The following is a 23,412-nucleotide window of genomic DNA, read 5'->3' on the forward strand; positions in this document are numbered from 1 at the left end:
ATTCTCCATTTCATTTTTCTGTTGGATGCTTTAAATTCGTTAAGGTTTCAAAAGCGAAGAAATCACAAAAAAGTTTATTTTTACTCGTTAATTATTTAAAATAAGGAAAGCAGTATGAAAAATTTCATGTCGGAATTCAAAACTTTTGCCATGCGCGGCAATGTAATTGACCTGGCCGTCGGTGTGATCATCGGTGGAGCATTTGGTAAAATCGTTGCATCTTTTATTAATGATGTAGTGATGCCCCCGATAGGCTTGATCCTTGGTGGTGTCGACTTCAAAAATCTGAAAGTGTTGCTTAAGGCAGGATCGAAAGACGGCGACAAGGTAATCGACCCTGTTTATATCAGCTATGGTGCTTTTATAAATACAGCAATCGAATTTTTGATAATAGCTTTTGTAATCTTTCTGGCTGTAAAAGGTATTAACGCATTGAAGAAGAAGGAAGAAACCGCTCCCGCTGCTCCAAAACCGCCGGCAGAGGATATTGTTCTCCTTACTGAAATCAGAGATCTGCTAAAAAAGTAAAGTTTTAAAATGAAAAAGCGACCGGGGAAACCGGTCGCTTTTTTTATAATATGTATTTACTAAGATCGCGATCCGTGACTATTTTTTCAAGTTTTTGTCTCACCATCTCACCCGTAATCTCTATTAAATGATCCGGCATTATGTCGGGTACATTAAACAAAATCTCATCGAGAAGGGTTGTGAGAATTGTGTGAAGTCTTCTCGCTCCAATATTCTCAACCTGTTCGTTTGCCTTTTGTGCGAGTCGTGCAGTTTCTCTAATGCCATCCTCTTTGAACTCAACCCTGACTCCTTCCACTTCGAGAAGAGCTGCATACTGTTTCAACAGGGCATTTTGAGGAATGGTCAGAATTTTAATAAAATCATCTTCGGTCAGACTCTTAAGCTCAACCCTGATAGGAAAACGACCCTGCAATTCCGGAATTAAATCGGATGGTTTCGAAACATGAAAGGCACCTGATGCGATAAAGAGGACATGGTCGGTTTTAACAACTCCGTACTTTGTGTTCACATTGGAGCCCTCAACTATCGGAAGAAGATCTCTCTGCACTCCCTCTCTTGATACATCCGGTCCGTTCCCTTTGCCACCACCAGCTATCTTGTCAATCTCGTCGATGAATACTATCCCCGTGTTTTCCGCACGCATGATAGCTTCTTTATAAACGGAATCGAGATCAATCAGTTTTTGAGCTTCCTCCTCCGTCATCAAATCGCGGGCTTCTCTTATCGATGTTTTTCTTTTCTTCTTCTTCTTTGGCATCATGGATGACATGATTTCCTGAATATTGATTCCGAGATCATCGCCACCAAATGGACCCATAACCTGCATCCCCACTGCAGCCTGTTGAATGTCGTACTCAACCATTTTTTCATCGAGCTCGCCATTTCTGAGTTTTTCCCTCATCCACTCGCGGGTCTTCTGATTCTGATATGCATCACTCCCCTGCTCTTCTTCAGGATCACCCTGGAAGTTTTTCCTCACCGGTGGAATAAGGATATCAAGTATCCGTTCTTCTGCGAGAGCGACTGCTTTTGTTCTCACTTCGGCGGTCTTTTCCGATTTTACCATATTTACCGAAAACTCGACAAGGTCTCTAACAATAGACTCCACATCTCTGCCAACATATCCGACTTCTGTAAATTTGGAAGCTTCCACTTTCACAAAAGGAGCGTCAACCAGCTTTGCGAGTCTTCTGGCAATCTCTGTTTTACCAACGCCGGTAGGACCGATAAGAATGATGTTGTTTGGCATAATCTCATCTCTTATGGCTCCCTGGATTTGCTGCCGTCTCCATCTGTTTCTTAGTGCAATAGCCACAGCTCTTTTTGCATCATCCTGTCCGATGATGTATTTATTCAACTCCCCAACTATTTTTGTTGGTGTCAAGTCATTGTTACTATAGGGGTTCAATGCGTCTCCTCTTGGTTTTCTATCGTTTCGACGACAATATTTTTGTTTGTATAGATACAGATTTCCGAAGCTGTTTCCAGACTCTCTTTTACAATTTCCTTCGCAGTGAGTGTGCTGAATTTCTTGAGCATTTTAGCAGCAGCAAGAGCAAAGTTTCCACCCGAGCCAATGGCTACTATTTTATCCTGAGGCTCTATTACATCACCGTTTCCAGAGATTATAAGGGCTGTGTCGGCTGATACAACGGCAAGCAGAGCTTCAAGTTTGCGGAGGTATCTGTCAGTCCTCCACTCTTTGGCAAGCTCCACAGCGGCACGGTTTACATTACCCCTGTATTGCTCCAGTTTGTCTTCAAACCGTTCCATCAGGGTGAAGGCATCTGCTGATGCACCTGCAAACCCGCATAAAACTTTACCGCCCGATATCTTTCTGATTTTCATTGCATTGTGTTTCATGATAGTATTGCCAAGAGTGACCTGACCATCACCACCAATTGCTGCAACGCCGTTATGAATTATCCCGATAATCGTGGTAGATCTGATTTTAGCTTCCATCTTATTCCTGTTTCTGACTTTATGTCCAATTAAAAAATAATTAAAACCCGGATTTAATTTATGGATTCTGATCCTGTTTTTTTGTGACGCAATCTTTGCCCTTATCCAGGGTCAATAGTAGAACCCGATAGAGAAGTAGAAAACAACAGGTCCCCAGGATATTGGATTCAGACCTTCTGTTATGTTTTTCACAAAAAGAAAAGTTCTTCCTATGGCAAAATCCGCCGGACCAACCGGTGTATCGAAAGACAGTCCGATACCCAGAGCATGCCTTAAATCCCCAAGTTTAATTTTTTCTTCCTCTTCCCAGATGGATCCTATGTTATAACCTGCACTGACATAGGTGTCAAAAAAGATTTTAAATGGGAGTTTATATCTGTAATCAACTCCAAGTTTGAAGAGTTGCCGTCCCCTGAACTCATCCTGATACATACCGTAGAAAGACCGTAATCCACCCAGTGAAAACTGCTGCGAAAGGGGTAATGTTTTGTCAGCAAATGCTATTTCTGCGGAAGTCGAGAGAGTACTTCGTTCCGTTATTCCCAGATAGCCTTCGAACTTTGCTCCAAAGGATGTGTAGCCCGTGGTGGCTTTAATGAAATTAAAAGCTGTTTCATAGTATCCGTTAAACAATATTCCGTCTGTCGGGTACGGGTATTTATTCTTTGTATCTATCGTAGTCGAGAAGTTGAGGCTGAATACCGGGCTGTCGAAAACAAGCGGTTCGCTGGCAGTAATGTTTTCGATTCTGTTCAGCTCATATTTGGCTTTACCGATAAAATTTCCAAATCTTCCAACCTGCGTTCCCAGCCAAAGGGATACGCCGGCAAGAGATTGCCTGTACTCTCCGAACTGTGACCTTGTGTAGAATGAGGATGAACCTGCCGGATCGTCACGATAGGTAAAGATATCTCTTTGTGAGTAATGGAAACCAAGTTTATATGTCAGGTAGGTATCGAACAAGCGGTTGGCTCTTGATTCGAGTTCCGCAGAAAATTTCCTTGGACTGATGAAGAATATCAGACCAAGCTCTCCTCCTGTGGAAAAGATATTGGCATCCCGGATATCGATGTTTAATTGGGGAGCATTTTCATTGTCAACTTTAAACCCGAAACGGGCAATCTGTGATATCTTTTCATTAACCTGAATTTGAAGGATGTTTTTACCTTCTCTTTTAACGACATTCACAGTAAAATTTTCAAAGAGGTCGGTTGAATAGAGATTTTCCAACCCTCTTTTCAGTTTTTCCACATTAAGAAAGTCACCCGGTTCGATCGGTATCTCTCTCAGAATAACGGTGGGATTGGTGTTGATGTGTCCGTTTAATTCAACTTTAGCAATTCTTCCTCCGTCAAATCGAAGACTTAATTCACCTGTTTCATTGTTAAATTCAGCTCTGACAAGAGAAAACAAGGCATTCCCCTGATTTCTAAATCTTTTGATTATTTCCTTGATATAAGAAATTGTTTCAAGGGGCGAGAAATGCTTGCCGGCAAAAAGAGTGGAAGATGAGTCTGACAGCACAGAATCCTGGCCGTCTATCATAATACTGATTTTGGATATTTCAGGATAAAGAAATGGCTCTATTCTAAGGATGTTTTTTCCATCAGCGGTTCTGAATATGGATGCTTTCGTTTCTTCAAAGCCCGATCTCTTCTCTAAAAAAATGAGTTCCCGATAGATATCAGACAGTTTTGTTTTACCGTTTTTGGTCGCCCTCGAAATCAAACCCTCTGCATACCTGCATTCAGGATGGGGATATAAATTATCGAAGATTAAATCGTTGTTGGTAAAAGATGTATAGATTACAGAGTCAATTTTTTGTTGCAGTTGCTCAGCCGCAGTTATACCCGCTGCATATCCTGCTTTTATAAGCGAGTCAAACCCTGAAAAGTCGCCTGAATTTTTATCTCCTATCTCAGGAGTAACCAAAACATCTGCAAGGCGCAGCTCCTTTTCATTCAGTTTTTTCATGGGAATGCTCAAAAACTGATCAGCCAGTACCAGCGGGTTTTTAAGCCTGTCTTTAGGATTGAGAGGGCTTGTGGAGTTGACCGCAAGTATCAATCCGTTTGACATTCCTTTGGCAATGGAGACGGGAATATTGGCAACAAGTCCGCCATCAGCCAGAAGTACTGTATCGTATTCAACCGGGGACAGAAAAAATGAGACACTGGAACTCGCTCTTATGGCTTTCGATATCGATCCTGACTTTATAACATACGGGCTTCCCGATTCGAGGTCGGTGCAGACCGCTCTAAACTTGTACTCAAGGTCGTCGAAATTGTATCTGACCCCAATGGGTGATTGAAACGAGAGGAGGTTCAACTGGTTGAGAAGTTTCTGGCCGTCGTTGATAGAGTTCGGAATAAGGGGAGTAAGACCGTCGAGACGAAGGGAAAACACCGCTTTGTCCTCGGTAATTTTCTGATCAACAAAAAGATTGTTTCTGTTTTCCCGGTAGTTGAGTGATATGATTGAGTTCCAGTCAATGGTGCCGGCGAGAGAATCAAGATCATCCACCGAGTAACCGAGAGAATATAAACCTCCGACAATACTTCCTATGCTTGTGGCAACTACGGAGTTGGGATAGATTCCTTTTTCTTCAAGAGCCTTCAGCACACCAATCTGGGCAATGCCCCGGGCACCACCTCCGCTTAAGACATATGTAATCGGGGGGTAAAGAACAGGCTCCTTGTATTCAATTCCGAACGGGTGGGTAACTTTGCGGTAATCCAGTTTAAGCTTAAGTGTGTCACTATACTGTGAGTATAACGACACACTTAAAAGTAAAATAAAAAAGACTGTTTTTACCCTCAACGAGGGTATTCGAACGGATTTCATTAAAATGCATCTTTATGCTTGATGACCGTTATTTTTTCTTCTTTTTTTGTTGCTGTTGTGACTGGGCGCTCTTTTCAGCAGCTTCGGTTAATTTTGCCATGAAACCTTTTTTTCTCTTCTCAGCAGGTATGGGAACGAGTTCCTCATCTTTTCCATATTTGTTTATATACTGCTGTTGGAGGATGGAGAAAAGGTTAAACATAAAATAATAAAGGTTCAGACCTGACGGAAATGTCATAAACAGGATGGTCAGAACCACGGGCATAATGTAAACCAGCGCTTTCTGAGAGGGATCTTTCGTGGTCATCTTCTGTTGTATGAATGTTGTCACACCCATAAGAAGAGCCAGTCCGGAAATTTCCTGTACACCAAAAATTGGAATTGTAAAGGGAAGGCTAAAAAGAACATCTGGTCGTGAAAGATCGTGTATCCAAAAGATAAATCCTTCTCCCCTCAACTGAATGGCTGTCTGGAAAGTACCGAAAAGAGCAATGAATATAGGCATCTGGAGAATCATCGGGAGACAGCCACCGGCAGGATTTATGCCATATGTGGAATACAGTGCCATCGTTTCTTTTTGAACCTTTGTCGGATCGTCCTTGTATTTCTCTTTGATTTCAGCAATCTTTGGTTGAAGCATCTGCATCTTTTTCATCGACTGGAAAGTATTCTTTGTCAGAGGATAAAGGATGATTTTTATGATCAACGAGAAAATTATTATTACTATTCCGTAGTTGGGAATAAACGAATAGAGGAATATAAACAAAGGCAGCAGGAAATATTCTGCTATCGGTCTTACAAGAAATTTGATTCCAAAGAAACTTCCAAACTCAACTATCTCTGTGAGATTGTTTCCGTATCCCTTCAGGATATTATAATCTGCAGGACCCACATACAAAAGGAAGTTGTTGAGGGTATCTTTTTCCTTATATTCGAATCTTACTGTGGCATCATAAACTTTCCAGATGTGGTCGGGTTTCACCGGATAGTTTTTTGCGGACAATTCATAGCCCTGGGTAGCCTCATTTAAGGGAACGATAGTCGAAGTGAAATATTTGTTTTTAACAGATATCCATTTTACAATTCCTGATGATTTTTCTTCTTTCCCGCTTTCTGATGAAAATGTAACATGCTCATCACCATAGAAAACAGACGCGTTTGAGTAATTAAGCTCATCTTTGATGTATTGTTCCACATGGTTGAGACCGTTTCTCCACGATACCTGATACTGATTTCTTGAGATTACTTTGGAAAGATTATTCAGTCTAATGGCAAATCCAAGTCCGTAATCGTCACCTTTAATCACATAACGGAATCCAAAACCTGCACCGGTTGAATCCTTCTTTGACGAGAATTCCACAACGAGGGAATCTTTTCCCTTGAGAACGATTGAGTCTTTATCGAGATTAACTGAAAAATTGACTGTTCTTGAATCGACCCACTTGCCGGTGTTGTCCATGAACTCAAGACTTAATCCACTACCCCTCTCATAATCCATTATCTGAACAGATTTTTGTTTCAGGGATGCATTTGCAGGAAGTGTATCGTTAAACCAGTTTTTGTAATTCTTGAAGTAAATCTTTTTTAATGTGCCGCCTTTGGAAGAGAACTCCATAATGCCATGATCATTTTCAATGGTTATGGTTCTCGCTGCAACCGAATCGACCGAGAAATGCAGGGAAGAGGAACTCTCTTTCGTGGCTTTTGCGGTGGAATCCTTTTTGACAACAGCAAGGGAATCCACTTTTAATGCTTTTACAGAGTCAATTACCTTAACACTGTCTTTTTTATTTGTTTTGTTGTCTTTTGGTGCTTCCGGAGTACTCCAGTATAACCAAACCATCAATATCAAGCCAATCAAAATAAAGCCGATTGTTGCTTGTCTATCCATTAAATTTCCTGATTCTTGTTATTGTGTAAAAAGCAAAGGGTGTTCGGGGGGTAAATGTCCTGATGCGGGCTACTGAAGACCCGGATTGTTTCTATTAACGCTGTAGCTGATCTTGTTAAGAATTTCAACAATACTGTCTGTAAAATATGCGAGCCTGTATCTTTTGTTTTTATCAAGAAAAGAGTAGGGAGAGAGCAATATATAAAGTCTTATTCTCTGATCTATCCGACCATTAATTTCAAACTTGTTAAGCCTGTAGGATTCCCTGAGCAATCTTTTTATCCTGTTTCGGAACCAGGCTTTTCCGGCTTTTTTCGAAACAGCCACAGCGATTTTTATCTGTGGCTTTTCTTCAGATTCAATAACTTTATATATCGCCCGTACTCTCTTGTCGGAAGATATTAACTTTGTGCCCGATGTGTAGATTTCTTCAAAGGATGTTTTTCCTTTTATTCTTTCTCTTTTATTTAGAGAAAGTTTACTCAAAATCTTGACTCGTCACTTACTGTAAGTTTGTGTCTTCCTTTTTTGCGGCGGTTAGCCAATACTTTTCTACCACCAACACTGCTCATTCTTTCTCTAAAGCCGTGTTTGTTTCTTCTCTTTCTGTTGCTTGGCTGGAAAGTTCTTTTCATTCCAAAAACTCCTTTTCATTAAAGACTGCAAATTTACGACTTTTTAAAGAATTACACAACTTTTTATTTTATTGAAAAACTCTTTTTTTATAAAAAATCACTTGCTTGATATTATCATAACCTGATAAATTTCCATTGCAAATTATTGAAAACAAAATGTGGATAACTTGTTGATAAGTTTTGGGCGTGAAAAAGTTTCACGCAGGTTTCACACCGTTTCACAATTTAAGCACACAGCCAATTGTTCAAGTGTGTAAGAAGAGTCACCCTAACAAGTTTATTTTATTACACTTACCCGATTTTACACATTGTTGATAACTTGTTAACATTTTAAAAATTTAATTAACCAAATTTAGTAACTCACTAAAAAATCAGCACTTATATTTGTGGATAACTTATGCTAAATTCTCAAACTTCTGCACACAGCACCCCCCGGGATGCAGATTCTGTATGGAGAGAATGTCTTGATCAGATAAAACCCCTTGTTCCGGCAATGACCTTTAATACCTGGTTCCTGCCGATCAAGCCAATCGCCTTAAAAGGTGATTCTTTAACTATACAATTACCCAATAATTTTTTCTACGACTGGATAGCCGAACGCTACAACTCTCACATTAACAAAAGTGTGAAGGATGTGCTGGGAGAGAACGGGTTGATTGATTATGTTATTGTAAACGAAGAGACCAAAGAACCCTTTATGCACACTCAGCAACCGGCGCAAAGAATCATGGTTGACCCCTCCTCACTTGTTCAGGAAGAGGATGACGAGTATTTTGAGTCGAATATTAACAACAAATATACTTTTGATAACTTCATCAAAGGTGAATCGAACCAGCTCGCCCGGGCTGCTGCATATGCAATTGGTGAAAACCCGGGTGGCACATCCTTTAATCCACTTTTTATTTATGGCGGTGTGGGTCTTGGTAAAACACACCTGATTCACGCCATTGGCAATGCTGTCATGCAAAAAGACAGATCGAAGAGAGTACACTATATTTCCGCTGACCGTTTCACGGTGAAATTTGTTGAAGCAATACAGGAAAACAAGAAACAGCAGTTTACAGGACAGTTTCAAAAACTTGATGTTTTAATAATCGACGATATTCAGTTCCTTGCCGGTAAGGAAAAAACCCTCGATGAGTTTTTCCTTATTTTTAATACTCTTCACCAGTCAGGAAAACAAATTGTACTTACGAGCGACAGACCCCCCAAAGATCTGATCGGAATAAACGACAGACTTATCTCAAGATTTAACTGGGGACTGACCACCGATGTTCAGCCGCCTGATTTTGAAACAAGACTTGCGATTCTTAATAAAAAAGCTGACAGCTATAATATCCGGCTTACAGGCGATATGCTTGATTACATTGCCACTCACATTACATCGAATATTCGTGAACTCGAAGGTGTGCTGCTGAAACTGCTGGCAAAAATCTCCTTCGGATATTCAGATATCAATTTTGATCTGGTTAAAAAAGTTGTGAGAGAAATTTCCACCACAAAAAAGGTAAACATCGGAATTGATGTAATTACCAAAGTGGTTTGCGAACATCTTAAAGTTGATGAAAAGAAAATAAGGGATAAAACAAGAAAACAGGAGATAGTTGAAGCCCGTCAAATTGCGATGTACCTGTCGAAAATGATGACTAATTCAACCTTGAAAATGATTGGCCTTCACTTCGGAGGAAGGGACCACTCAACGGTGATTCATGCTGTTACTGAAATAGAAAACCAGGTGAACACCAGCGCCCGCTCTAAAGAGATGATTGAAGAAATTAAAAACAAGATTGAGTTGCTGTGTTCATAACTTGTTATTTAAGTGTTGATAAGCATGATTTATCTTGTTAATAAGTCATGCTTGTCAACACAGTGTTGGCAACCTTTTTTTATCAAATCTTTTATCCACCCGGAATCACCTTTAACTTGCTTTCCAACTTCTTTTTTTTCAACATGTTAACACAGATATCAACATATCAACACGACTATATATACATAATAGATTTAAAATAAAGTAATATTTATATATTTATCCGGGGTGTTAATTGAAGGGCAGAAAAGTATTTTATCGATTCGATTGTAAAAATATCACATTTTTACATCTATAATTTTTAATTTTCCGGAAAGAATATGTTTAAGAAGTTTTTACCAAAAGAAGAATTATATTTTTCCAATTTCATTTCCATGATAGACATCGTTGCCGACATGGGAAAAATATCTGCCAACTTCTTCTCTTCTGAAGAGTATGACACTGATATGTTTACTCAATTGAAACCATTGGAAAAACAGTGTGATGAAATTGCTACAAAAACCATTAAAAAGCTTGATGAAACATTTATAACTCCATTCGATCGCGAAGATATTTTTGCTCTCGTGAAGAAAATAGAGGATATAAGCGAAATTCTCCTTTCTGTAACAATTCGGGTAAATACCTATAATGTTAAGAAAAAAGTAGCAGGAGCCGGTGAGATCGCAGATATTATCTATAAGCAGGTACTGCTGTTGCAACAGGTATTGAACAAACTTGAAAAAAATGAGCATGATCACTCGCAGTTGGAAGAGATAAGGAGTCTTGAATCGGAGGCTGATAAAATATACAGAGATTCGCTGAAGGCGATGTTTTATGACGAAAATGCAAATGCAAATGCGATAGAAATAATAAAGAGCAAAGCAGTACTCGATCAACTGGAAAAAGCTGCGGATAAATGTCAGGCATGCGTAAATGTAATCAGATCCATACTGATCAAGAATTCATAATAACTTTAATCTGTTTATAAGGAAAAGATTTGTGGATATCCCTTTTTCACTGATATTTATAGTTTTTTTGGCTTTGGCATTTGATTTCATAAACGGATTTCATGATGCCGCCAATTCCATAGCAACAGTGGTTTCCACCAGAGTTCTCTCCCCCAGATATGCTGTTATGTGGGCAGCTTTCTTTAATTTTATTGCATTTCTCATCCTCGGACTACATGTTGCAAACACCATAGGCAAAGGAATTATAGAGCATGATGTTGTAGATCTCACCGTCATCGGAAGTGGTCTGACAGCGGCAATCATCTGGAATCTGCTTACATGGTGGCTGGGAATTCCCTCAAGTTCATCACATACCATGATCGGCGGACTGGTCGGGGCTGCAATTGTCAAAGGAGGATTTGCTGCCATCTTTGGATCCGAAGTACTGAAAATCATAGTTTTTATTTTTGTGGCACCCATGATTGGAATTTTCACAGCCTATTTCTTTTCTCTCCTGGTCCTGTATCTTTGCAGAAACATTTCACCGAGAAAAGTGGATAAACTTTTCAGAAAACTGCAGTTGCTTTCATCAGCGGCATACAGTCTTGGTCATGGTTCTAACGACGCACAGAAGATGATGGGTGTTATTTTTATGGCACTTGTAACAACTGGATATCTGGGGTCCAAAGATGAAATACCTCTCTGGGTTGTTTTGGCATGCCACGCAGCAATTGCCCTGGGAACCTTGTCCGGTGGTTGGAGAATTGTAAAAACCATGGGACAAAAAATAACAAAATTAAGACCCTTTGAAGGCTTTACTGCAGAAACTGCAGGTGCTATGACCCTGTTTGGCACGGCACTGTTTGGTATTCCTGTCAGTACCACACACACTATTACAGGAAGTATCATCGGTTCAGGAATAACGAAAAGACTAAGTGCCGTAAAATGGCAGGTTACTTACGAGTTGCTTTGGGCGTGGGTTCTGACCATCCCTGTAACCGCATTATTTGCAATGATCATTTATCTGGTATTCAGAATGTTTTAAATGAAAAAAGGGTCTCACCCGGATTAATTCAGATGAGACCCTTTTTAAGTTAAACTATAAACTAAGGTTCAGTTATCTCACGGAATTCATCAGGAATAAGAAACAATGGAACTCCATTATTCTTTAATCTGAATTTCAGGTCTTTTATCATTTCCGAACTCTCAAATGAGGGAATTGAAGGTAGCCCGAGTAATTTCCCAAGATCGAACCACGGTTGATTTGGATATTCCACTATCTCATATTCATCGAGACCGGCTTTTGAAGCTGCAATTCTGATCGCATCGTCGAGACCGCCAAGAACATCCACCAGCCCGTTTTTAGATCCGTCAATTCCTGACCAGACTCTTCCCTGAGCAAGTTTCTCGACTTCATCAACGCTCATTTTTCTACCCGTTGCAACTTTTTTCTTGAACATCTCATAGTTGCTCATAAAGTATTCCTTAACCTTCTCCTTCTCTTCAGCAGTAAGGTTTCTGGAGGGTATTGTTATTCCGAGCAAAGGAACAGTCACACCGGAAAACAAATCTGCTCTTTCCCCTTTTTGAACCTGATCGCTCGTTAAACCGGTAAGGTCCGAGAATCCTTTGTTGTAATACCATCCGCCAATCACTCCTATAGAGCCAGTAATAGTGTTTGGAGCGGCGATAATAGTGTCAGCATACATTGAGAGCCAGTAACCACCCGAAGCAGCCACAGAGCCCTGAGAAACTATCACTGGCTTATGCGATGCATACTTCTTCAATCCTTCAGCAATATAGTCTGAAGCTTTTCCGTCACCACCAGGGGAATCCACTCTAAGCACTATTGCCTTCACATCCCTGTTGGCAGCAGCAGCTCTTACATCATTTATCAGACTTCTGGCATTGATGCCTTCATCCATTGCACAGGCACCGAGGGCGTAGATAATTGCTATTTTGCTTTTCTTTCCCCAATATCTGTCATCGTAGATTTTATTGTTTCCCGCGGCGGAAATGTTTGTAACACTTATACCTGACTGAATCATCGACTCAAATATTTTAGGCAAATCGTCGTAACGGGCAATTGTATCCACGAGTCCGGCAGCCACAGCTCCTTCAGAATCGATCAACACCTTTTTATTCACAATATCATCGAATGAAGAGGCAAGCACGGGTCGGGATGTTATTATATCCTGTTTTGCAAGTTCATAGAAATCATCAATCAGAGCCTGTCTCTGCTCCTTGTCTGCATCGCTTGCCTTGTCGCGTGCTACAGTCTCGTATGCAGATTTATATTTAAAAAACCTCCATTCATCAACTCCGATACCAAGCTTGTCGAGAGTACCTTTCATGTAGGTTTTACTGATTGAGTATCCCGGCAGAGAAATAAGTGAAACGGGGTCAATCACTATTTTATCTGCGACAGACGCAAAATGGTAGAGATCGAAACCTCCTCCATCAAGATAAATCAGCACCTTTTTTCCCTGATTTTTCAGATCCTTGAGGCGTTCCCGAAGTTCCCAAAGCATCTCCTTGTTTATGTTTGCTCCCGACATGTTAAGAATAATTCCCTTGTATGCGGGATTGTCCTTAACATTTTCTATATCCTGAAGTGCGTTCAACAATGTATTTGATCCATCGAAAAGCTTGTACTTCTGATATTTCAACCCGCCAAACATGTTTGAGTATGCAACCATGTTTTTCTTTGTAATGTCGATGAGGTTTCTGTCATATGAACCAAATCGGATACCGTAAGTCTGATAACCGACTCCACTTCCTTCAGCGAGATGACTCTGACTGAAGATGGAAATATTGCCGAGACCAACCTGAAGACCAACAGTCATGCTTTTGTTTTCAAAATATCTGAACACAGCCCTGAGACCCGGAACAGGTTCAACAGCTACTCCGGCAGCCCACCTGTTTTTCAAGGGGTTGTCCTCTTTTTGAACTATATAATCAAAGAAGCCCGAAACCAGTTCGTTACCCGTCGGACGGATCGCCAAGGAAAAAACCCATTCATTCAGATCGCTGTTCTCGGGATAAACACCCAGAGCCGAGAGGGAAATCTGTCTGAGGGGTCTGTAGAACGCACCAGTCTGCCAGAAATTTTGTCTTCCGAAAAACGATTTTTCACCGTTGGACCATCCGTATCCGGCACCAATGCCGAATCTTTCATCACCAACAGAGAAATTTAATCCGTAGTCGTTTATTTTTCTGTCATTTTTTTTCTCTTCGTTAAAGTAAAAACTGAAATTGGGAGAAGCCGAAACAAATCCCCATCTGGAAAAACCCGCATCCTTTACAGGGGCAGCTCCGAACAGAGTGAGATCATTTCCCCTGTAAGCTGACAAAAATGCCGGATTATCATAACCATAAAGGCTGTACCCCATGGCGCCGGGAGATGTGAATGATATGTTATTCCTGGAGAAAAAGGAAAGGTTGTCGGTCTGTGCAAAAATCTGTGTGCACGATAATAAAAGGACTGCAGACAAGAGAATTGATTTCTTCATTTTGATGCCCGGAATGAGTGATTAAATAAAGCACAAAGTTACGAAAAAAGGATTGTTAAGCAGGAAAAGACGGGTCAAACGGTAAAAATATCTGTTAAATGTACAGATAGATGCCGGAAGCGGAAAACGGCTAAAGTTGAAATCAGTTGGTTCTTACGGTAAAGAAGAGTACAACAGCCAGCACAGTAGCGCCGGCGGCAATGGCAATGTTGGTAATACTGCCCCAAAAGGGTTCTTTGGGTATATCGGACATTGTGAAAGGAAGACCCCTGTTTTCAAGTTCTTTTACATCAGAAAGTTTAACCGTATCAACGGCTTCAAAACGAAATTTTGTTTCGGAAGAACCCATGTCACCCGAAATAAAGGCTGTTCGCTCTGTAAAATAGTCTCCAAGAAAATTTTTAGTAAACGGAGCGCTGTAGGTTACTGCAGCATTTTTTAAGGTGATGACAGCAGCTGCGTTCTCTGATACAAGAGTGATACCGTTATCAGTCAGATTTTTACGGAATGCAGCACTCAGTACTTTATAATCACCCGGAAGTTCAAGAGATACAGATGGAATACGGTCGCCCTGGAAGAAGTTGGCGGATATAAATGTGGAAGCAACACCGGTAAGGCTCTCAAAAACATGCAGATTAACGGGTGTTTGCCCGTTAATCTGAGTAACAAAAAGTAACGAAAAAACTACAAAAATTGATTTTTTCATCTGATTAAGCTCTGCCGGCAGCAATTTCCTGCAATTTTTTTACTCTTTCCTCGATTGGAGGATGTGTCGAGAAAAGTTTTGTTATTCCACCATTCCGAAGAGGATTCACAATAAACATGTGAGCTGTGGCAGGACCTGCGGCATCGACTGATTTTTGTGAATTGTATCCCGAAAGCTTCTGAAGAGCCGAAGCAAGTCCGAGGGGATTCCCTGAGATTTTAGCTCCCGAAGCGTCCGCAATATATTCTCTGGATCTTGAGATTGCAAGCTGCAACATTGTGGCTGCGATAGGAGCCACTATTATCAGTACCAGGGAACCGATGAGGCTGTTGTCCTCATCATCCCTGCCGCCAAAGATCATAGCCCATTGCGCCATGTTTGCGAGCATCGTTATCGCTCCTGCAAAGGTTGACGCAACAGCACCAATCAGTATATCACGGTTTTTGATGTGTGCCAGTTCGTGGGCTATTACACCCTCGAGCTCACTGTTGCTAAGCAGTCCTGTAATTCCGGATGTTACTGCCACCGCAGCATGATTCGGATTTCTACCAGTAGCGAAAGCGTTTGGGGTAGCATCGTTAATAACATACAATTTTGGCATTGGTATCTGAGCTTTTTGAGCAAGTCTTTCAACCATGTCAAACAGGAACGGTGACTGACTGCGGTCTATTTCAATCGCACCGTACATTTTAAGCACTATTTTATCTGAGAACCAGTAACTTCCGAAGTTCATTACAACGGCAAAGAGAAAAGCGAAAAACATTCCTGTTTGTCCGCCAATCAGATTACCTGCAAGTACCACTAAAACGGTGAGTACCGACATAAAGATTACTGTTTTAATCGTGTTCATACATTACCTCTAATAATGATAAAATCTCTTTGAGATTATTTTAAAATACACCAAAACAGACAAAAAAGTTCATTTTACTTCAAAAGCAGCATTTTTTGCCTGAGTGTTTTTCCTCCGGAATTCAGAACGGCGAAATAAACACCGCTCGGAAGATTCCCGGCTTGAAAACTTAGTTCGTGGCTACCAGTAAAATAATTCCCTTTTGCCAATACCGCCACCTCTTCACCATTTGTATTGAAAACAGACAGGGTTATGTAGCCAGCTTCGGGCATGGAAAATCTGATTTTTGTTTCCGGATTAAAGGGATTAGGATAGTTTGCATGTAAAACCATCTCCGCCGGAATTGCATCCTCATTTTCCACAGAAACCACAGTCGAGGCAACTTTTAGAACAATCTCATTATTCGGATCAAACATAAGCGAAACAGGCTGTTTTGTAAAGTTGAATGAAAACAACTGGTTGTTCTCATCATTGAACACCCGGACTGTTGTATCTCCACCATCTGCAAATGAAATTTTAAGCTCGATTGGCATTTTGAAGAACACTGTGTTTGTCTGGGTCTGCCTTGCCGTGAAGTTTACAACCCAGGAGCCATGTGCAGGCGAATAAATGGAATAAGTGTTGGCGTAAATCGCGTGATTTGGATTGTAGAGCCACTGTTCAAAGAACCATGACAAATCCTGACCGTATGAATCGCTCATTTTCTGAATAAACTCCGGAATGCTGCAACTTCTGTAGCGGTAGCGGGGATCTGAAGCATATGACTTGACAGCAGAGAAGAAACTCTCCGAACCCATCACATATCTTGCCATCGCAAGGACACAAGAACCTTTGGAGTATGTGATTGCTGTGTTAAAAAGTGTGTTTACATCGGGAGTAACCACTGCCCAGGAGGGATTATAGATGGGCCATCCGGGATTTGAGTTTTTATATTGATTTGCATCGTTTAAGATCATGTTTTTATAGGCAGCGTAACTTCCTCCGGGCTTCACTTCTTCCCAGACAGATTCCGAGAAAGTTGCAAACCCTTCGTTCAGGAAAATATCCGCCCAGGTTGAGGGGCTGATCATATCGCCAAACCACTGGTGCGCAAATTCGTGAGCAATCAGATTTTCAGACCAGCAACCGGAGCAGAGCGATGTAAGAGTCTGATTTTCCATGCCGCCCCAGGTGAATTGCGAATTCAGGGTTGCATACCCGTTCTTTTCGAAAGGATAAGGACCATAACTTCCGGTAAAACCGTCAAACTGATTTACTATGGCATTTCTGATGTTTGATGAGACCGTCTCACCGGGATTTGCATAAAGCAGGACGGGAATGGTATCACCCGATACAGGATCGACCCATGTTAAAATTATCAACTGATAATTCACTCTTCCGGAGAGCACCACAAGATATGTGGCAACCGGGTCTCTGCTTACCCAGCGGTAATAAATTTCGTTACCGGTATTTACAGAATCCTTTAACAGACCGTTGGAACCAAGTTTTACATTTACAGGCACCCTGGTGGTTATGTCGACAGTTGCCTTGTCAGAGGGTTTGTCGTAGCAGGGAAACCATTTCCTTGCACCTTCGGGTTCAGCATCGGTAAAGACGGTTCCACCACTCGCATAAAAAGCTCCGTCAGAAACATTTTTGTGTTTGTAATATATTTTAACTTCTGTCGTGTCACCGGGTTGATAAGTTCTGTCGAGTGTGATGTTCAATAAGTTGGAAGCATGAGTAAAAGCAGTACCGGCCAAAGAAACCGAATCAACCTGAATGGATGTGTTAACTGCATTCAGAGTGATGTTGTTCAATGTGGAATCAACAGCAAATTTTACAACGACACTTCCCGTATACGCTTTTGAATATGGGGATATGAAACAGTTGTAAATATCAAGATTGAGAGTGTAGTTCAACACATCGAATGAGTGCTTTATCTCCGATACAGAGGCATATTTGAGGAGTGATTGAGAATTGCTGCTATGTCTTTTTTCAGCACAATATTCATATCCTCTTTTTTCCTGGGCGAAAATGGATGCGGTAATAAGTACTAATGCTACCAGTCTGGTTGCAAGATTCATGAGAGGGTCCGGTAATTTAAGTGACGGATAAATATATTTATTAATCCTTAAATTACGGATATAATCACATCATAACAATGTTTTTAATAAGGTATTAAATGGTGCTGTATTAGCCGGTTTTCTCCCTGTCTGAAAGAATAAATGACAGGATTTTCCTTCCATTGTCGGAAGCAACACAAATTTTTTCTGGATCGATGTAAATATTGTTGAGATACTGAAGTTTAAGTATGTCTCCATTTCTGAATTCAGGAATCACACCGCCGAAAAAGAAACCTGTTTCTCTAAATTTGGGCACAAGGAACATTGTATTGGGATCCGAGAGAGGAAGTTCGAGGTAAATCGTATCAACCTTTTTCATGCACAGTTCCTTTACACTGTTCTGAACGAGAGGGACAATATCCTCGCCATACTTCTCAATGCTTATGATTGCAGAATTCAAATCGGGTTTGAAAACAGTTTCGCTTATGGTGATTCCGGAGAGTTCTGAAATGTTTTTGTATCTGTTAAAATAATTCAGTTTTCTGCTCAGCCCGAGATCATCATAGATAGAGGTAATCATCTCTTTGTATGGTTCAGGGATGAATACTTCCCGTTGCGGTTCTTCATTTATTTTCAGATAATAGAGCATAACCGCCTGCCTTTGGGAGAGCCCTTCATCGTTTATCTTCTTGAAAGAGATGTGCTCACCCGTAAATGCTATAAGCGAACCGATTTCCTTTGCGCCGAGCGTTATGTTTCCTTTTTGAGTGTAAGGGTGTATGGTCACGCTTTCACTGTACAGTCCGTACATTCCGGTTTCCCTGCCATGTTCAACCGCTTTAGCCTTCATTCTTTTGAAGAGATTATGACCCCTGTACCGGGGATCAACAATCGCCATGCCCGAATCGGCAACTTTTGAACCGGGTTTGTCGAAAAAGAGACCCAGATTAGCGATCATTTCATTCTTTGAATTGTGCACAACAACAGCCTTCATGTAACCGTAGTCGAGTAATTCCTTCAGTTTTTCAGGAAAATATGCGATACCCATATAGGTGTATCCATAAGCTCTGTAAGTGAGTCGCGTCAAATCGAGTACATCAGCGGGCTCTATCATTCTAAAGTGAAGTTCTTCATCAAGCGGAGCGGGTTCGGCTTTCTGTGCAGCTTCCTTCTCAAGAATTCCATTGATATCGCCTTCGGGGATATTAATTACTATCTCGAGCCGTTTTCCGTCCTTTCCAAGATTCACAAACTTGAATTCATCGGCGAGGTGTTTGATTATCAGGATTCCAAGCGCTGAATGTTCCTGTTTTTCCAGCATTGAAACATCTACAGGCAAACCCTTGTCCTCGAAGGACAATATCAGTTTTCCCGGTTTGAACCTGACGAAAAACCTGATTTCACCAAATTCCTCGGGATCGAAAGAGTTTTCCACAATGCTTACAAAAGACTCCTCAACAATCAGTTCCAGATTGTTGAAGTGATCCTCATCGAAGCCGAGCCATTTTGCTATGGTGGTTGAGATGTTCTGAAGTATTGGAAGGTAGGAAATGTTGGCAGGAACCTTAAGTTCCGCTAGCAATCCGTTAAGAAGAATTTTTTTATCAATTTTTTTATTCACAGTCTTACCGGCTCCATCAAAATTTGGTTCAACAAGTAAACAAGATAAGAAAAAAAAGATGAAAACTCGAATATCGGCAGGAAGGTCCCGCAAGGAGGGATTTCTAATGTCCTGTCATATGATCGAATTTGCGGGATGCATGCAAATCTTCATATTTATTCTTTGCATCCAGTTCTTTTTCAAACTTCATTATATTTCTTTTGTAGCAATATTTCATGAAATAAAAAGATTCGATCACCCCAAACTCCCCGTTGTCGTATTTGACTATTTTCAATGAATACTTGGGGAACCGGATTCCTTTTACCACTTCAAACTGTTCGGACATTTTGGCTGGACTTCTTAAAAATTGTGCGATTATAAATGCAAAATAAACATTTTTCATCTGATTTGGTAATAAACTTTTTGTTAACCCGGTGAGGGTTTTTTTTACACGAAGAGGTCTATTCGACATACATCACATGACTGAAGGGAGTAATTGGTTATATTTGCATTGAAAAAAGCAAAAAATTCTGAAACAATCGAAGAATTAATGAAAAAAGACATGTACGGCTGGCACATCAAGCAAGGTGATTACCGGCAAAATGATGAATATGATAAACTCTATTTGCGAAGCCGTAAAATAGAAAAAACAAAAAAGAGTGCTCTCTGGATCACAGCCGGAGTTGCCCTTACGGTGGCGATGTACTTTATTTTGATGGCAGTCGCCAAAATCTGATAAACCCGCTCGAATTCCCCCTTATTCAATTCTGAAATCCTTTTAAAATTTAATCAACTTCAGCAATCAGCTTCGCTGAAAACGCCTGTTTTAATATAATATACAGTATGTTAAAACAAAAACGAAAGATAGTTGACAAAAAAAACCAACTTATTTAAACTTTTTTAACTTATTTACTTGACTTTAAAATATATTATGATTAACTTTGTGCAGGTTTAAGGTGAGGTTTAAATGACCATTGGTTTTTCACAAAAAATGGAGGCTTTTTCTTTTAGATTTTTATTGTTATTGTAGAGGCGGGATGTAGTCAATAAACTGTGTTTGGTGTGGTGAGGGAAAAGGCATACTATCGCCGGTTTATAAGTTTCTAATATTGCAGCAAGCTGCATCCCCTTTTACAATGAACCCCTCAAGCTTATTCTTATCTAAAGAACCGCAATTTTTTCTTCTCAAGTTGAAAATCATCGAATTTTTATGCCCTGTACCATGTGTATGACCAGTCATCACCCGTAGCCGGTTGATGGTTTCACCACCATCCCTGAACTATGCCGTTACAGGATTTAAATAAATATAACATAAATAACAATAATTCAGTTACTTTATTGGAGGAAGTATGTTCAAGGACAATCAACCTGGTAATTTCGGTCAGGAAAAGATTACCATTGTCAGATTGATGCTCCTTGTTGCAGTTTATACTCCTGTGGTTTGCCTGATCATTTTGTTTTCTCCATTTCATGTAGTCAGACTGATGGTTGAAAAATTTATGATCAAATAACCTGTCTATAAACATGGAATTGAGGATTAAAATGCAACAGGAAACCACCCGGTACGGGTGGAGCATTGAAAAGGGAGACTTCCGCAGTACCGGCGAGTACGACAGTCTCTATTATAAAAGGAAAAACAGGAAAAACTTTTTCGTAATGTCATCTGGTTAGGTGTGGCGATTGTTGTGTCACAAATCTTTTTGAAGATTCTCGCATACACATCGCAAATGTGAAATCCCCCGAGGTGAGGATAGAGTTTCGATTTCTCTAAAAGAATGTGAATCCCTCACCTAACTAAACCTTGCCCGTTTATCTTTCGAGATGGCGGGCACTTTTTTTGCCATCCCTTACTTCGAATTTTTAATTAATATACCCGCAATAGAATAAACCCCGTTTTTTGATCCAAAAATAATTTGCATTAAAAATTCAACATTCTTAACTTGAGAATTCGTTATTAATATTTATCCATAGCCTCGTAAACAAACATTTCCAGATAAAATTATCCACAGGAGCATCAAAAATGAGTGATGAAACAGGCATTAAACAGTCTGAAGGAGAAATTTTCCACCCCTCGCAGTCAGTTATTGATAAAGCTCTCTGCAAAGACTACGATTCGATGTATAAGAAATCGATAGAAAACCCGGAGAATTTCTGGGGAGAAATCGCAGAAGAGTTTGTATGGTCTCAAAAATGGGAGAAAGTTTACGATGATTCGAACCCGCCGTTTTTTAAATGGTTTACGGGTGGTAAAACCAATATTGTTACCAATGCCATCGACAGACATTTAAAAACTTTCCGGAAGAACAAAATTGCCCTGATTTGGGAGAGTGAAGCCGGTGATGATGTAAGAACCTATTCCTATTTCGCCCTGAATCGCGAAATTGTAAAATTTGCCAACATTCTAAAGAGCATGGGCGTGCAGAAAGGTGATATTGTTACTATCTATATGCCCCGTGTTCCCGAACTGATGTTTGCAATGCTTGCCTGTGCCAAAATAGGAGCAGCTCACTCAGTGGTTTATGGTGGATTCAGTGTAGAGGCTCTTGCGGAAAGAATAGAAGATGCTCAAAGTAAAGTGCTTATTACTGCCGATGGTGGTTTCATGCGCGGTAAAATTGTAAACCTTAAAGAAATTGCAGATGAAGCACTCGCCAGACAGGGTACAATTGAACATTGCGTGGTTGTCAGGCGTACGGGACATGAAGTGTATATGGAGCCCGGAAGAGACTACTGGTACCACGACCTTCTAAGCGTGCCCGTGGTAAACCAGCCATGCGAAACCGAACAGGTGGACGCAGAAACGATGCTTTTTATCCTCTATACTTCAGGAACAACCGGCAGACCAAAAGGAGTAATCCACACTCACGGTGGTTACATGGTTTATACCGCCACCTCATTCAAGTATGTTTTTGACATCAACGACGAAGACCGTTACTGGTGTGCTGCTGATCCGGGGTGGATAACAGGACACAGTTACATTGTTTACGCGCCACTTCTTAACGGCGCCACAAGTTTCATGTACGAGGGTGCTCCAAACTTCCCGTATCCCAACAGGTGGTGGAAGATGATCGAGAAATACGGGATTACAATTCTATACACCGCTCCCACAGCAATCAGAGGTTTAATGCGGTTTGGAAATGCATGGCCCAACAGACACGACCTCTCTTCACTTAGAATCCTTGGAAGTGTCGGCGAACCGATAAATCCGGAAGCCTGGAAGTGGTATTACGAGGTAATCGGAAAATCAAAATGTCCGATCATGGATACCTGGTGGCAAACAGAAACGGGAGGTTTTATGATCACACCTCTCCCCGTCACCCCGTTGAAACCGGGAAGTGCAACAAAACCATTCTTTGGTATTGAAGTGGATGTTATCGACTCCGAAGGCAACAGCGCTGCTCCCGGTGAAGAAGGCATTCTGGTGATCAAAAAGCCCTGGCCCTCAATTATGCGGGGGATCCTGCACGATCCCGAACGGTATAAACAGCAATACTGGAGCAAATACACAACCATGTACGAAGCAGGCGACTCCGCCAGAAAAGACAAGGATGGTTATGTGTGGGTAATCGGAAGACTGGATGATGTAATTAAAGTGAGCGGTTATCGCCTCGGTACGGCAGAAATAGAATCCGCCCTTGTTTCACATTCTGCTGTCGCTGAAGCCGCAGCCATAGGTTTGCCGCACGAAGTAAAAGGAAATGTAATTCATGCCTATGTGGTTCTCAGAGCCGGATATGTAGCCTCGGAATCGCTCACGGAGGAACTGAAAAAACATGTCGGGCACGAGATTGGACCGATCGCAAAACCGGAAAAAATCAACTTCATGGATGCTCTTCCCAAAACAAGATCAGGCAAGATTATGAGAAGACTTCTCCGTGCCAGAGCTCTCGGTCTCCCCGAAGGTGACAAGAGTACGCTGGAAGAGTAAAAGAATAAAAAATAAAGAGGTTTCACACCGTTTTTTTATCGTTTGCCGATGGGTTTATCCCCGTCGGCAACGATTTATAAATGTTGAATTTTGAGACAATTTCTCAAAATAAAACAGATGTTTTAATCAAGTAGCCGTAGAAACAATCGTTTTTACGATATATTGAATTGGTATA

General features: G+C 40.9%; 19 protein-coding genes. 7 read left to right on the forward strand and 12 right to left on the reverse strand.

The genetic code is table 11. The features are described from left to right. Positions 1–114: 114 nt before the first annotated feature. The gene (gene mscL, locus LCH52_02025; GenBank protein MCA0387253.1) at positions 115–528 is read left to right on the forward strand and encodes a large-conductance mechanosensitive channel protein MscL; all 414 of its coding nucleotides are present in this window, start codon (positions 115–117) and stop codon (positions 526–528) included. Between the two features lie 43 nt (positions 529–571). On the opposite strand, the gene hslU is transcribed toward mscL, so the two are convergent. The 6 genes from hslU to rpmH form a co-directional block, all read right to left on the reverse strand. Next, the gene (hslU, locus tag LCH52_02030; protein ID MCA0387254.1) at positions 572–1,939 is read right to left on the reverse strand and encodes an ATP-dependent protease ATPase subunit HslU; all 1,368 of its coding nucleotides are present in this window, start codon (positions 1,937–1,939) and stop codon (positions 572–574) included. Further along, positions 1,936–2,493: an ATP-dependent protease subunit HslV gene (hslV, locus tag LCH52_02035; GenBank protein ID MCA0387255.1), complete on the reverse strand. Its 558-nt coding sequence runs from the start codon at positions 2,491–2,493 to the stop codon at positions 1,936–1,938. Before hslV ends, hslU begins: the two co-directional genes overlap by 4 nt. 111 nt (positions 2,494–2,604) lie before the next feature. Further along, positions 2,605–5,337 (reverse strand): patatin-like phospholipase family protein, encoded by a 2,733-nt coding sequence (locus LCH52_02040; GenBank protein ID MCA0387256.1) that lies wholly within the window; start codon positions 5,335–5,337, stop codon positions 2,605–2,607. Positions 5,338–5,365: 28 nt separating this feature from the next. Beyond that, on the reverse strand, positions 5,366–7,228 hold the full coding sequence (gene yidC, locus LCH52_02045) for a membrane protein insertase YidC (GenBank protein ID MCA0387257.1): 1,863 nt from the start codon (positions 7,226–7,228) through the stop codon (positions 5,366–5,368). A 69-nt stretch (positions 7,229–7,297) separates the two neighbouring features. Then, on the reverse strand, positions 7,298–7,714 hold the full coding sequence (gene rnpA / locus LCH52_02050) for a ribonuclease P protein component (protein MCA0387258.1): 417 nt from the start codon (positions 7,712–7,714) through the stop codon (positions 7,298–7,300). Then, complete coding sequence (gene rpmH, locus LCH52_02055; GenBank protein MCA0387259.1) at positions 7,711–7,863, reverse strand: 50S ribosomal protein L34; 153 nt, start codon at positions 7,861–7,863, stop codon at positions 7,711–7,713. Before rpmH ends, rnpA begins: the two co-directional genes overlap by 4 nt. Before the next feature lie 397 nt (positions 7,864–8,260). Between rpmH and dnaA the strand changes: the two genes are divergently transcribed. From dnaA to LCH52_02070, 3 genes are all read left to right on the forward strand, one after another. Further along, positions 8,261–9,670: a chromosomal replication initiator protein DnaA gene (gene dnaA / locus LCH52_02060; protein ID MCA0387260.1), complete on the forward strand. Its 1,410-nt coding sequence runs from the start codon at positions 8,261–8,263 to the stop codon at positions 9,668–9,670. Positions 9,671–9,990: 320 nt separating this feature from the next. Next, positions 9,991–10,617 carry a DUF47 family protein gene (locus LCH52_02065; protein ID MCA0387261.1) on the forward strand — a complete coding sequence of 209 codons (627 nt, stop codon included), beginning with the start codon at positions 9,991–9,993 and terminating at the stop codon, positions 10,615–10,617. A 37-nt stretch (positions 10,618–10,654) separates the two neighbouring features. Next, entirely contained in the window at positions 10,655–11,641 is a 987-nt protein-coding gene (locus LCH52_02070; protein ID MCA0387262.1) for an inorganic phosphate transporter, read from the forward strand. Between the two features lie 61 nt (positions 11,642–11,702). On the opposite strand, the gene LCH52_02075 is transcribed toward LCH52_02070, so the two are convergent. The 6 genes from LCH52_02075 to LCH52_02100 all read right to left on the reverse strand — a co-directional run bounded on the left by LCH52_02075 (position 11,703) and on the right by LCH52_02100 (position 19,655). Beyond that, on the reverse strand, positions 11,703–14,108 hold the full coding sequence (locus tag LCH52_02075) for a S49 family peptidase (protein MCA0387263.1): 2,406 nt from the start codon (positions 14,106–14,108) through the stop codon (positions 11,703–11,705). Between the two features lie 142 nt (positions 14,109–14,250). Further along, on the reverse strand, positions 14,251–14,814 hold the full coding sequence (locus LCH52_02080; protein MCA0387264.1) for a hypothetical protein: 564 nt from the start codon (positions 14,812–14,814) through the stop codon (positions 14,251–14,253). A gap of 4 nt (positions 14,815–14,818) precedes the next feature. After that, positions 14,819–15,664 (reverse strand): zinc metalloprotease HtpX, encoded by an 846-nt coding sequence (htpX, locus tag LCH52_02085; GenBank protein ID MCA0387265.1) that lies wholly within the window; start codon positions 15,662–15,664, stop codon positions 14,819–14,821. 74 nt (positions 15,665–15,738) lie between these two features. Further along, the gene (locus LCH52_02090; protein ID MCA0387266.1) at positions 15,739–17,730 is read right to left on the reverse strand and encodes a T9SS type A sorting domain-containing protein; all 1,992 of its coding nucleotides are present in this window, start codon (positions 17,728–17,730) and stop codon (positions 15,739–15,741) included. Positions 17,731–17,839: 109 nt separating this feature from the next. Further along, complete coding sequence (locus tag LCH52_02095; protein MCA0387267.1) at positions 17,840–19,330, reverse strand: ATP-binding protein; 1,491 nt, start codon at positions 19,328–19,330, stop codon at positions 17,840–17,842. A gap of 103 nt (positions 19,331–19,433) precedes the next feature. Next, a complete protein-coding gene (locus LCH52_02100) occupies positions 19,434–19,655 on the reverse strand; it encodes a hypothetical protein (protein ID MCA0387268.1) in 222 nt (73 codons plus the stop codon). A 204-nt stretch (positions 19,656–19,859) separates the two neighbouring features. On the opposite strand from LCH52_02100, the gene LCH52_02105 reads away from it, so the two are divergent. The 3 genes from LCH52_02105 to acs all read left to right on the forward strand — a co-directional run bounded on the left by LCH52_02105 (position 19,860) and on the right by acs (position 23,237). Further along, positions 19,860–20,045: a hypothetical protein gene (locus tag LCH52_02105; GenBank protein ID MCA0387269.1), complete on the forward strand. Its 186-nt coding sequence runs from the start codon at positions 19,860–19,862 to the stop codon at positions 20,043–20,045. A 613-nt stretch (positions 20,046–20,658) separates the two neighbouring features. Then, complete coding sequence (locus tag LCH52_02110; GenBank protein MCA0387270.1) at positions 20,659–20,820, forward strand: hypothetical protein; 162 nt, start codon at positions 20,659–20,661, stop codon at positions 20,818–20,820. Positions 20,821–21,329: 509 nt separating this feature from the next. Beyond that, positions 21,330–23,237, forward strand: a complete 1,908-nt coding sequence (gene acs / locus LCH52_02115; GenBank protein MCA0387271.1) for an acetate--CoA ligase — start codon at positions 21,330–21,332, stop codon at positions 23,235–23,237. Positions 23,238–23,412 lie beyond the last annotated feature (175 nt).

Source organism: Bacteroidota bacterium (assembly GCA_020161395.1).
Lineage (GTDB): Bacteria > Bacteroidota > Ignavibacteria > Ignavibacteriales > Ignavibacteriaceae > UTCHB3.